Below are 11337 nucleotides of genomic sequence, written 5' to 3'. Positions count from 1 at the left end.
ATGGCGGTAAGGACGCCGGCGGCACCGCCGCCGATGATGGCCACATCACACGGCCCGGGGGTATCAAGAACGCTCATCCGCCCGATTGTAGGCGATGCCATCCCCCTGCCTGATGCCCTGCCGGCATGTGTTCATGGGCGATGCGCTGGCGGGCTTTCACACGCCTGAAACACAGAACCCGCCTTGCGGCGGGTCCTGGGTGGAACGGTAGACCAGGCAATCCGGGCGGATTACTTGATCTTGCCTTCCTTGTACATCACGTGCTTGCGCACCACCGGATCGTACTTCAGGAATTCCATCTTCCCCGGGGTGTTCTTCTTGTTCTTGTCGGTCGTGTAGAAGTGGCCAGTGCCGGCCGAGGAAATCATACGGACCTTATCGCGCTTACCTGCCATGATCGTTTACTCCTCAGACCTTTTCGCCGCGGGCACGCAGCTCAGCCAGAACGGAATCGATGCCGTTCTTGTCGATGGTGCGCAGTGCATGCGCGGAAACACGAAGCTTGACCCAGCGGTTCTCGCTGGCGACCCAGAAACGACGCTCGTGCAGGTTCGGCTGGAAACGACGACGGGTCTTGTTGTTGGCGTGCGAGACGTTGTTACCCGTCTGCACTCGCTTGCCGGAAACTTGGCATACGCGGGACATTGCGCACCTCGGTAATGTTGGTGACTTCCTTAGCCAGGAAGACGGCGGCCCCGGCGGTTGCCCGCCACGTGTCATGGGAATCAAAGGGTTACGCTGACAAGGGTGGGCGAATGACACGTTCCCGACCACCAATCCGGAGGTTTCCGGACACAGCGAGCCGGTAATTATGCCGCGCCAAGGCCCCAAGTGCAAATCACCGGCCGCAGCGGGGCCTATTGGGGGGCGAAGTCCAGCGTCCGGCGCCAGCGCAGCGGCGTGCCGGCCCGGCCCGGGTCCGGCGGGAACAGGTTCAGGTAGCCGGCGGCGATGGCGCGGTCACGCAGGCGTTCACCCACGCCCTCGGCCACTTCCACCTCCACATGGGTGACCTTGCCTTGCGGGTCGACGTCCATCGCCCAGACCAGCCGGCCCGACCATTGTTCCGGCGGGATCGAGGCATCGTAGTTCGGGCGGCCGGCGACGTAGGGAATGCCACGCTCCTGGAACAACGGCGAGTCCTCCAGGCTTGGATCGACACGGATCGTCGCGGTGTTGGTGCCGCCGTCACCGAGGAGGACATGCGCCGTCCAGTCTCCCGGCCTGCCACCGATGCCCAGGTCGGCCCGGTAGCACCGTTTGGCACCGCGGTAGTCGTCATAGCGGTGCAGGGACACCCGCTTGCCGTCGGCATCGCGCAGCTCCAGCTGCAGGCCGCCGACATCGTCGGTCGTGGCATTGGCGGCCACGCAGATCTGGTGCTCGTGATCGCCCGTCATGACGAACTGCCGCGTCTGCTGGCGGGCAATCGCGTCAGCCGGTGTCCTGGACCACAGGAACTCGATGTAGATGGGGCTGTCCTGCGCGGCGGCCGGGCCACACAGCCACAACAGAACCGGCACGGCAAGATGGTGCATACGCATGGACCCGCTCCCTGGATGTACCGCCCGACGCTAGCCAGCCCGGCGCACGCACATCAAGTCAGGCCGCACGTGCCTGCGCACCACGCAGCTCACGCCACGCTGCCCGCGCCACCTTCCAGGCCGAGCGCAGGAACAGCAGCAGCAAGGCCACGGCGATCAGCAGGTCCGGCCAACCGGCACCGAACGCCCACACCGCCAGCGCGGCCAGGATCACGGCACTGCCTTCGTACACATCATTCAGCGAACACGCCCAGGCCGAGGCCAGGTTGATGTCGCCCTGCCGGTACGGCCACAGCAGGCGCAGGCACAGCAGGTTGGCGACCAGATTCAGCAGCGCGGCGATGCCCATGCTTTCAAACAGCGGCAGGTGCGGATGGGCCAGCTTCCAGCCGATGCCCACGGCCACCGCGATGGCCGCGCACAGGATGAACACCGCCTTGAGCAGGGCCACGCGCGCCTTGGCGGCGAGGCTGGCACCGACCACCGCCAGGCTCAGCGCATAGGTCAGCGCGTCGCCGAGATTGTCCAGGCTGCCGGACAGCAATGAGGCCGAGCCGCTGTGCCAGGCCGCGCCCATCATCATCACGAACGTCAGCAGGTTGATGACCAGCACCTGCACCAGCACCCGCCGTTGGCGGGCGTGCATGCGTTCGACTTCCAGGGTTTTGCCGCAGCCGCAACACTCGCTCATGGGGGGCTCAAGGTTTTCGTCGCGGCTATTGTCGCGCTGGAGCGGATCGTTTGCAGGAGGTTGTAGGTCCTTTGGGCTCCGTGGCGCTTGGTAAGCGCTGCGCATCCGGAATGTTCCGTGCTCCCAGTGCATTGCGAGCCAGGAGCGCCCCTCACCCCAACCCCCGCTCCACGCCCCGGCCCCTGCGCTGGTGCAAGGACGTTCGACGGGCCGCGAACCGGTGGTTCGCAAGCGGCCCCTCTTACCCCGCTAGCGGGAGAGGGGCTCAAAGCATGCCCGCGAGCACTCAGTCCTTGCGATGCAGCCAGCGGTACAGCACCGGCAGCAACAGCAGGGTCAGCAGCGTCGAGGAGACGATGCCACCGATCACCACCGTGGCCAGCGGGCGCTGCACTTCCGAGCCGGCGCCGACGTTGAATGCCATCGGCACGAAGCCCAGCGAGGCAACCAGCGCGGTCATCAGCACCGGACGCAGGCGGCCCAGCGCGCCTTCGCGCACCGCCACGTCCAGCGGACGGCCCTGTTCGCGCAGGTGGCGCACGAAGCTGATCATCACCAGCCCGTTGAGGACCGCCACGCCGGACAGGGCGATGAAGCCGATGCCGGCCGAGATCGACAAAGGAATGCCGCGCAGCGCCAGGGCCAGCACGCCACCGGTCAGTGCCAACGGCACGCCGCTGAACACGATGGCTGCGTCCTTGCCTGAGCCGAAAGCCCAGAACAGCAGCGCGAAGATCAGCACCAGCGTCACCGGTACCACCACCGCCAGGCGCTGGCTGGCCGAGATCAGCTGTTCGAAGCTGCCCCCGTACTCCACCCAGTAGCCGGCCGGCACCTTCACCTGCGCATCCACCGCCGCCTGCAGGTCGGCGACGAAACTGCCCAGGTCGCGGTCGCGTACGTTGGCGGTGACCACGATGCGGCGCTTGCCGTTGTCGCGGTTGATCTGGTTCGGCCCTTCGCTGCTCTCGATGCGCGCCAGCTCACGCAGCGGCACGGTGCGTGCATCGCCACTGCGCCAACCACCGCCACGGCTGGACTCGTCGGCGCTGTTCTGCGCCAACGCCGGCTCCAGCGAAACCGGCAGGTCGGCCAGCGCGGCCGGGTCCTGGCGCAGCGCCTCGGGCAGGCGCACGACGATGTCGAAGCGGCGGTCGCCCTCGAACAACTGCCCGGCCACGCGCCCGCCCACCGCAGTGGACACGGTGGCCTGCAGCTGGCCCGGGTTGAGGCCGTAACCGGCCAACGCACTGCGGTCGGGGGTGACGGTGAGCAATGGCAGGCCACTGGTTTCCTCCAGCCGCACGTCGGCCGCACCCGGCACCTTCGCCGCGACCTCGGCAATGCGTTGGCCCACCTGCGCCAGCGTCTGCATGTCATCACCGAACAGCATCACCGCCACATCGGCACGCACGCCGGAGATCAACTCGTTCATGCGCATCTGGATCGGCTGGGTGAACTCATAGTTGTTGCCCGGCAGTTCCTCCACCGCCGCCTCGAGTTCGGCCAACAGCTGCACGCGCGGCTTGCGTGGGTCCGGCCACTGCTTGCGAGGCTTCATCATGATGAAGGTATCGGCCACCGACGGCGGCATCGGGTCGGAGGCCACTTCCGGCGTACCGATCTTGGAGAACACCTTGTCCACCTCGGCGAACTGCAGCAGGCGCATTTCCACCTGCTTCTGCATGTTCACCGACTGGGTCAGGCTGGTGCCGGGAATGCGCATGGCATGCATCGCCACGTCACCTTCGTCCAGGTTGGGCACGAACTCGCTGCCCAACCGGGTGGCCAGCAGGCCGCACAGCACCACCAGCAACGCCGCACCACCGACGATCCAGCGCCCGCGCCGCAGCACCGCGTCCAGCAACGGCTCGTAACGGCGCCGCAGCCAGGCCATCAGGCGGTTCTCCTTCTCCTCCACGCGCCCACCCAGGAACAACGCGATCGCGGCGGGCACGAAGGTCAGGGCCAGCAGCATCGCGCCGGTCAGGGCCAGCACCACGGTGATCGCCATCGGGTGGAACATTTTCCCCTCCACGCCGGTGAGCGCGAAGATCGGCAGGTACACCGCGGTGATGATGCCCAGGCCGAACAGGCTGGGGCGGATCACCTCGGCGGTGGCGCTGGCGGTCTCGGCGAAGCGTTCCTCCAGCGTCATCGCCCGGCCCAGGGCATGCGCGCGTTCGCCGAAACGACGCAGGCAGTTCTCGATGATGATCACCGCGCCGTCGACGATCAGGCCGAAGTCCAGCGCCCCCAGGCTCATCAGGTTGGCCGACACGCCGCCGCGCGCCATGCCGGTCAGGGTGAACAGCATCGACAGCGGGATCACCGCCGCGGTGATCAGCGCCGCGCGGAAGTTGCCGAGCAGCAGGAACAGCACCACGATCACCAACAGCGCGCCTTCCAGCAGGTTCTTGGCCACGGTCTGGATGGTGCGGTCCACCAGCGCGGTGCGGTCATAGCTGGCGGTGACGGTGACGCCTTCGGGCAGGCTGCGTTGTGCCTGTTCCAGCTTGGCGGCGGCGGCCTGCGCCACCTCGCGGCTGTTGGCCCCGACCAGCATCACCACGGTGCCCATCACCACCTCGTGGCCGTTCTGGGTGGCCGCGCCGCTGCGCAGCTCCGGGCCCTCGGCGACCTCGGCCACGTCGTGCACGTGGATCGGCACGCCTTCGCGGCGGGCCAGCACGATGTTGCCGATCTCCTCCACGCCGCTCACCTGCCCGGGCACGCGCACCAGGAACTGCTGGCCGTTGCGCTCGATGTAGCCGGCGCCGACGTTCTGGTTGTTGCCCTCCACCGCTTCGGCGACGTCGTCGAGGGTGAAGCCCAACGCGCGCAGCTTGGCCGGGTCCGGAGTGATGTGGATCTGCCGCTGGTAACCACCGATGGTGTTGACCTCGGTGACGCCCGGCACATTGCGCAGCTGTGGGCGAACCACCCAGTCCTGCAGCGTGCGCAGGTCGGTGGCGGTGTACGCGGTGCCGTCCGGCTTGCGCGCCTCGGGATCGGCGTCGATGGTGTACATGAAGATCTCGCCCAGGCCGGTGGCAATCGGCCCCAGCTGCGGATCCAGCCCTTCAGGCAGCTGTGATTTCACCTGCTGCAGGCGTTCGGCCACCTGCTGGCGGGCGAAGTACAGGTCGGTGCCGTCCTTGAACACCACCGTCACCTGCGACAGGCCGTAACGCGACAGTGAACGCACCTGCTCGAGTTTCGGCAGGCCGGCCATCACCGTTTCCACCGGATAGGTGATGCGCTGTTCGGCCTCCAGCGGTGAGTAGCCTTCGGCTGCGGTGTTGATCTGCACCTGGACGTTGGTGATGTCGGGCGTGGCGTCGATCGGCAGGCGGGTGAAGCTCCAGATGCCGATGGCGATCAGGGCCAGCGTCAGCACCATCATCAACCAGCGGTGCGCGATGGCGGCGCGAATGATGCGCTCAAGCATGGCGCGGCCCTCCGTGGATGCGTTGGCGGCAATCAATGTTCATGCGACGCCCCCGCCTTGCCGATATCGGCCTTGACCACGTAACTCTGCTCGACCACGACCTGCTCGCCGGCGCGCAAGCCGTCCTTGACCTCGACCTTGGCGGCATCCCGCGCGCCAAGCGTCACCTCGCGCGCGGTGTAGGTCTCGCCCTCGCGCACGAACACCACATCGTGCCCATCCATGCTCTGCAGCGCCGACAGCGGCACCACGACGGCGGCCGGCTGCATCGCCACCACGATGCGCGCCTTCACCGCCGCGCCCGGGCGCCACAAGCCATCCTCGTTGCGCACGACCGCGCGTGCCACCGTGCTCTGGCTGGCGGTGGCGGTACCCGGCAGCACGCGTTCGAGCGTGGTGGCCTGGCTGACGCCATCGGTCATGCGGGTGACGGTGACCGGCACGCCGGCGGTGATGTGCTGGGTGTCGGCACCGAAGATGTGCAGGTCCACCCACAACTCGGACAGGTCGCCGATCTCGAACAGCGGCGTGCCCTCGCCCGCCACCGCGCCGACCTGCGCCTGCCGCGACAGCACCACGCCGCTGATCGGCGCACTGACGCCGTAGGTGGTCAGGCTCAGGTTGCTGTCGATGCTGGCCAGCGCCTGGCCGGCGCTGACGCGGTCACCCACGTTGGCCCGCAGCGCGCGGATCGGGCCAGGGAAGCGCGCCATCACCTGCGCCACGCGGCCGTCGACTGGCGTGAGCAGGCCCTGCACCTCATGCTCGTCGGCGATGGTGCCGGATTGTGCCGGCGCGCTGACGATGCCGGCCTGCTGTGCCATCGCCGCCTTGATGGTGGTGCGTTCGGCTTCTTCCTCGCCTTCCTCATGGGCGTGGCCGGCTTCGTCGTGGCCGGCCTCTTGCGCGGTGGCGGACACCGCTGCCTCGGGCTTGCCGCCGCAGGCACTCAACGACAGCGCCAGCAGCACCAGTGCGGCGGTGGAAATCAACGGGGTGCGGCTCATCGTGCGTTCTCCAGGGCAACGGTGGCGTCATCGGCGAGCATCGACTGGCCGGTGAGACGCTGGATTTCAATCAGGGCAGTCTGTGCGGCGATGGCCGAATCGAGCTGGCGCTGGCGCGCCTCGATGCGCATGGCCTGCAACTGCGCCCATTCCATGTAGCTGGCCGCGCCGGCACGCCAGGCCTGTTCGGCGGCACGTTCGGCCTTCTGCAGCTGCGGCAGCACGTCGCGCTGCAGGCGTTCCACCTCCAGCCGTGCACCGGCATAGCGGCCATGTGCTTCGGCCAGCGTGGCGTACAGCTGTTGCAGGCGCGCCTTGCGCTCATAGGGCAGCAGCGCGAGGTTGGCCTCGGCTTCGCGGATTTCCGGCGCGGCGCGGCGTGCGCTGCCGAGCGGGATGCTGAAACCCCCGACCAGCGACGTGGCGCTGTCGGCGCGGCTGTTGCGCACCCCGACCTGCCAGTTCCAGTCCGGGCGCGCGGCAGTACGTGCCAGCTGCAGCTGGGCATCGCGGACGCGCTCCTCGCCCAGCAACTCGGCCAGCTCCGGTGCACGCTGCAGTTCGTCGGCCAACACGTCGAAGTCACGTGCCGCCGGCAGGCGCAGGGCATTGCCACTGACCGACGCGAAACCCGCCTGGCGTGCGCCCCACAAGGCGGCCAGGGCCAGGCGCGCCGAGGCGGCCTCCTGGGTGGCGCGGTCGCGGTCCAGCTCGGCCTGCGCCAGCATCGCCTGCGCGGTGAACAGCACCGATTCCGGTGATGCACCGGCCTGCAGCCGCACGCGCGCGGCATTCACCGCACGACGGCGCTGCTCGATGTCGGTCAGGGCGATGTCCAGCGCGGACTGCGCGCGCGCCACGTCGAGGTAGCGACGGGCGGTTTCTGCCAGCAGGTCCAGCCGCGCGGTGGCACGCTGCGGGGCCAGAGCGTCGAGGTTGGACTGCGCCAGCAGGCGGCGCGCGTCGAGCTTGCCGCCGCGCTCCAGCACGCCGGACAGGCTGACGGTGGTTTCCAGCCCCTTCAGGCCGCGGTTGTCGCCGCTGCCGAGCAGGTTCTCGACATCGGCGCCGAACTGCAGCGGCGGGCGCAGCGAAGCGGCGTCCCGGCGTGCTTCCAGCACGGGACGTTGTGCATCGACCAATTGCAGGTCGGGGTGGTCAACGGCGACGCGGGCAATGGCCGCGTCCAGGCTCAACGGAACAGCAGACGCCGGTGCCTGCGCGTACACGCGCGGCACCAGCGCAAAGGCGGCTATCGCCGCCAGGCGCATCCACATGGGGAATCTCCAGATAGCAGTTGCAGACGTGGGAGCCGGCCAATGAGCCGGGACGTCAGGCGGCTATCGGGGGACGGAACAGGCTCTCGGCCGGCTGCGAGGCGCACTGCGGCACCTGCGCCAGCGGTGCGGACTGCACCGGCGGGAACGACAGCGACCACGCCGGCGCGAGGGTCGGCAGCACGCCGCCATGGCCGTGGCAGTCCACGCAGTGCACCAGGGCATGCAGCAGCGCGTTGGCGGCATCCTCGGCATCGGGCGCCTTGGCCAGCGCCGCGTCGTCGTGTTCATGCACGTCGGCGCCGATATCGGCATGCGACAGCATGTGGATGTCGGTCAATGCCGAGGCCAGCGAGGTACCGAACACGCCAAAACCCACCAGCGCCAGCATCAGCAGGCGCAGCAGGAACAGGCGGCGGTGGCGCAGGGACTGCAGCATCGGCGCAGCCTACCGGTGGTGGGGGCCGTTACACAATCGCAGGGGTCAAAAGCGGCCCTCATCCGGCGCTACGCGCCACCTTCTCCGGCTTTCGGGAGAAGGGACGGGTTGGCCGCGAACTGAAGCAATACCTGCAATTGCAGTACCCCAACCCTTCTCCCGCGTGCGGGAGAAGGTGGCGCGCAGCGCCGGATGAGGGCGCCTTTGCTTCGGCCTTACTTGGCGTTCTTGCGTTGCTCAATATAGGCACGCACCTGCTGCTCCAGCACCGGCAGCGGCACCGAACCCAGGCGCAGGATGGTGTCGTGGAAGCCCTTGACGTCGAAGCGGCTGCCCAGCGCCTGCTCGGCCTCGGCACGCAGGCGCACGATGGTGATCTCGCCCAGCTTGTAGCTCAATGCCTGCGCCGGCCAGGAGATGTAGCGGTCGACCTCGGTGGTCACCTCGTGCTCGCTCAGCGCGGTGTGGTCACGCAGGTAGGCGATGGCATGCTCGCGGGTCCAGCCGTAGTGATGCACGCCGGTGTCGATCACCAGCCGGCAGGCACGCCACATCTCGTAGGTCAGGCGACCGAAGTCCTCGTACGGGGTCTGGTAGATGCCCATCTCCACGCCGAGCTTCTCGGTGTACAGGCCCCAGCCCTCGCCGTAGGCGGAGATGTAGTTGTTGCGGCGGAACTCCGGCAGGTCGGTCTGCTCGGCAGCCAATGCACCCTGCAGCGCGTGGCCCGGGTCGGACTCATGCAGGGTCAACGCCGGCAGGTTGTACAGCGGGCGTGCCGGCAGGTTGTAGGTGTTGAGCCAGTAGGTGCCCATGCCGCCGCGGCCGGCGGTCCAGAACGGGGCGATGTCCGGCGGCACCGGCACGATGGTGAAGCGCGCGCGCGGCAGCGTCATGTAGCGGCCGATCACGCCGTCCACGCGCTTGGAGATCCACGCCGCGCGCCACAGCAGTTCGTCCGGGGTCTTGGCGTAGAACTGCGGGTCGGTGCGCAGGAACTGGAGGAAATCGGCGAAGCGGGTGTCCGGGCTTTTGCCGGTGAAGCCGACCTTGTCGATGATGGCGTTCATCTCGCCCTGGATGCGCTTCACCTCGGCCAGGCCCTGCGCATGGATCTCCTGCGGGCTCATGTCCAGCGTGGTGTATTCGCGGATCTGCTGGCGGTAGAACTCCTTGCCGCCGGGCATCTTCTCGGCGGCAAGGGTGGTGCGCGACTGCGGCACGTACTCTTCGCGGAAGAAGGTCAACAGCTTGCCGAACGCCGGTACCACGCTGCCGCTGATGGCCTGCCGGGCATCGGCCTGCAGGCTGGCCTGCTCGGCGGCGGGGATGCTGGACGGCATCTTCTGCAACGGTTCGTACAGTGGCGACTGGGTCGGGTCCTTCAGCCCGGCCACGGTCGAGATCGATACGTCGCGGCCTTCAAGCACCGCGCGCGGCACGCTGAAGCCGCGCGCCAGGCCGGCGCGCATGTTGACCATCTGCTGGTCGAAGTAGCGCGGCACGTCGTTCAGGCGCGCGATGTAGGCGCGGTACTCGGCGGCGGTCTTCATCTCGCGCCGGGCCATGAAGCTCAGGTTCGACCAGAACGAGGAGTCCGAGTTGAACGGCATCTCATAGGTGCCGTGGCGCACTTCGTCGGCCAGGTTCTCCACCTGGTACCTATAGATGGCGTAGTTGACCTGGTTTTCGGCCGAGAGCGTGGCCGGGTCGATGCCCTCCAGCTGCTTGAGCACCTCGTCCCACACCTTGAGCCGGGCCTGCTGGGCCTGCGCGCCGACATCGGGCAGGGTGGTGGCGTCGGCCGGGGCGTCACCGTCCTCGCTGGCCTCGCCGCCGCCGGTCTGCCGCCAGGCCCATTCCTTCTCGTAGATCGCCTGGAACCGGGCATCGGCCGCCTGCGTCGCCAGCGTGGACGGCGCGGCAGGCTGGGCGGCAAGGGCAGGCACGGCGCTCAGGCCGAGGGCAAGCAGGAGGGCGGCGGTCAACGGTGATTTCACGATCAGGATTCCCCGGATGAAGACAGTTCACCCCGGATCATCGCATTGAAGCCGCTGCCCGACCTAGACCGATTCAGGCGGCAAAAGCGCCGGAATCGCGCCGCCGTCAGTGCCCTGCCTTGTCCCGTTTCCAGCCGCGGTGCTTGATGTCCAGGCGCAGGCTGTACAGCGCGGTGAAGGCCGGGAACAGGTTCTGGATGACGCCGACCGCGTCCTGCTTGGCCGAGAACACGAAGTAGCTCAGCGTCATCAGGCTGCCCAGCACGCTCATGTACCAGAACAGGCGCGGGATCACCGGCTTGCCGGCGCGCCGCGAGGCGACGAACTGCACCAGCCAGCGTCCGCCGAACATCAACGCGCCGGTCAGGCCGATGAGCTTCCACGGCGACATGTGCACGCCGGTCCACTCCAGCCAGACCAGCGGCTGGTTCATGAAATCCATGCTCAGAGCTCCTCCACCGCCGTGCGTTTGGAGCGGGTGATCAGCCATGCCACGCCGCGCAGGTCACGGATGCCGACCATGGCACGGCCGAAGTTGTTGTACTTGGACACGCCCGCGGTGCGATGGCGGTGGCTGACCGGCACGCTCACGGTCTTCCAGCCGGCGCGCTGCATCAGCGCCGGCAGGTAGCGGTGCATGTGGTCGAAGTACGGCAGGTCGAGGAAGGCATCGCGGTCGAACAGCTTGATGCCGCAGCCGGTGTCGGGGGTGTCGTCGCGCAGCATGCGCGCGCGGATGGCATTGGCCCACTTGCTGGCCCAGCGCTTGGAGCCACTGTCCTGGCGGTTGACCCGCCAGCCGGCGAACAGCTTGACCCCGCCCTCGGCGGTATCGCGCGCGGCCAGCAGCCTGGGGATGTCGGCCGGGTCGTTCTGGCCGTCGCCGTCGAGGGTGGCGATCCACGGCGCGCGCGCGGCCTTGACCCCG

General features: G+C 68.1%; 11 protein-coding genes. All 11 read right to left on the bottom strand.

Annotated features, from left to right (window positions below; all coding sequences use genetic code 11):
* Window positions 1–230 precede the first annotated feature (230 nt).
* Window positions 231–398 carry a 50S ribosomal protein L33 gene (gene rpmG / locus VA603_RS00500; RefSeq protein ID WP_172675037.1) on the bottom strand — a complete coding sequence of 56 codons (168 nt, stop codon included), beginning with the start codon at window positions 396–398 and terminating at the stop codon, window positions 231–233.
* 10 nt (window positions 399–408) lie between these two features.
* Window positions 409–645, bottom strand: coding sequence for a 50S ribosomal protein L28 (gene rpmB / locus VA603_RS00495; protein WP_132863867.1), 237 nt, complete (start codon window positions 643–645; stop codon window positions 409–411).
* Between the two features lie 212 nt (window positions 646–857).
* Entirely contained in the window at window positions 858–1544 is a 687-nt protein-coding gene (locus VA603_RS00490) for a hypothetical protein (RefSeq protein WP_323437615.1), read from the bottom strand.
* A gap of 58 nt (window positions 1545–1602) precedes the next feature.
* On the bottom strand, window positions 1603–2235 hold the full coding sequence (locus tag VA603_RS00485) for a cation efflux transmembrane domain-containing protein (protein ID WP_323437614.1): 633 nt from the start codon (window positions 2233–2235) through the stop codon (window positions 1603–1605).
* Window positions 2236–2521: 286 nt separating this feature from the next.
* Window positions 2522–5686 carry an efflux RND transporter permease subunit gene (locus VA603_RS00480; RefSeq protein WP_323437613.1) on the bottom strand — a complete coding sequence of 1055 codons (3165 nt, stop codon included), beginning with the start codon at window positions 5684–5686 and terminating at the stop codon, window positions 2522–2524.
* A gap of 32 nt (window positions 5687–5718) precedes the next feature.
* On the bottom strand, window positions 5719–6693 hold the full coding sequence (locus tag VA603_RS00475) for an efflux RND transporter periplasmic adaptor subunit (RefSeq protein WP_323437612.1): 975 nt from the start codon (window positions 6691–6693) through the stop codon (window positions 5719–5721).
* Window positions 6690–7970: a TolC family protein gene (locus tag VA603_RS00470; RefSeq protein WP_323437611.1), complete on the bottom strand. Its 1281-nt coding sequence runs from the start codon at window positions 7968–7970 to the stop codon at window positions 6690–6692. Before VA603_RS00470 ends, VA603_RS00475 begins: the two co-directional genes overlap by 4 nt.
* Before the next feature lie 55 nt (window positions 7971–8025).
* Window positions 8026–8409, bottom strand: coding sequence for a hypothetical protein (locus tag VA603_RS00465; RefSeq protein WP_313253672.1), 384 nt, complete (start codon window positions 8407–8409; stop codon window positions 8026–8028).
* 215 nt (window positions 8410–8624) lie between these two features.
* Window positions 8625–10409 (bottom strand): DUF885 domain-containing protein, encoded by a 1785-nt coding sequence (locus VA603_RS00460; protein WP_323437610.1) that lies wholly within the window; start codon window positions 10407–10409, stop codon window positions 8625–8627.
* 106 nt (window positions 10410–10515) lie between these two features.
* The gene (locus tag VA603_RS00455) at window positions 10516–10851 is read right to left on the bottom strand and encodes a lipid-A-disaccharide synthase N-terminal domain-containing protein (RefSeq protein WP_425603631.1); all 336 of its coding nucleotides are present in this window, start codon (window positions 10849–10851) and stop codon (window positions 10516–10518) included.
* 2 nt (window positions 10852–10853) lie between these two features.
* Window positions 10854–11337: glycosyltransferase (locus tag VA603_RS00450; protein ID WP_323437609.1), on the bottom strand; the 484-nt coding region annotated here is incomplete at its 5' end.

It is taken from the genome of Stenotrophomonas capsici, from assembly GCF_034961085.1.
Lineage (GTDB): Bacteria > Pseudomonadota > Gammaproteobacteria > Xanthomonadales > Xanthomonadaceae > Stenotrophomonas > Stenotrophomonas capsici.
This window is presented reverse-complemented; position numbering and strand designations above follow the sequence as displayed.

Coding starts and splice junctions, on each gene's coding strand:
- VA603_RS00455 (WP_425603631.1), bottom strand. CDS start 10,851: ATGGATTTCATGAACCAGCCGCTGGTCTGGCTGGAGTGGACCGGCGTG.
- rpmB (WP_132863867.1), bottom strand. CDS start 645: ATGTCCCGCGTATGCCAAGTTTCCGGCAAGCGAGTGCAGACGGGTAAC.
- VA603_RS00475 (WP_323437612.1), bottom strand. CDS start 6,693: ATGAGCCGCACCCCGTTGATTTCCACCGCCGCACTGGTGCTGCTGGCG.
- VA603_RS00470 (WP_323437611.1), bottom strand. CDS start 7,970: ATGTGGATGCGCCTGGCGGCGATAGCCGCCTTTGCGCTGGTGCCGCGC.
- VA603_RS00465 (WP_313253672.1), bottom strand. CDS start 8,409: ATGCTGCAGTCCCTGCGCCACCGCCGCCTGTTCCTGCTGCGCCTGCTG.
- VA603_RS00490 (WP_323437615.1), bottom strand. CDS start 1,544: ATGCGTATGCACCATCTTGCCGTGCCGGTTCTGTTGTGGCTGTGTGGC.
- VA603_RS00480 (WP_323437613.1), bottom strand. CDS start 5,686: ATGCTTGAGCGCATCATTCGCGCCGCCATCGCGCACCGCTGGTTGATG.
- VA603_RS00485 (WP_323437614.1), bottom strand. CDS start 2,235: ATGAGCGAGTGTTGCGGCTGCGGCAAAACCCTGGAAGTCGAACGCATG.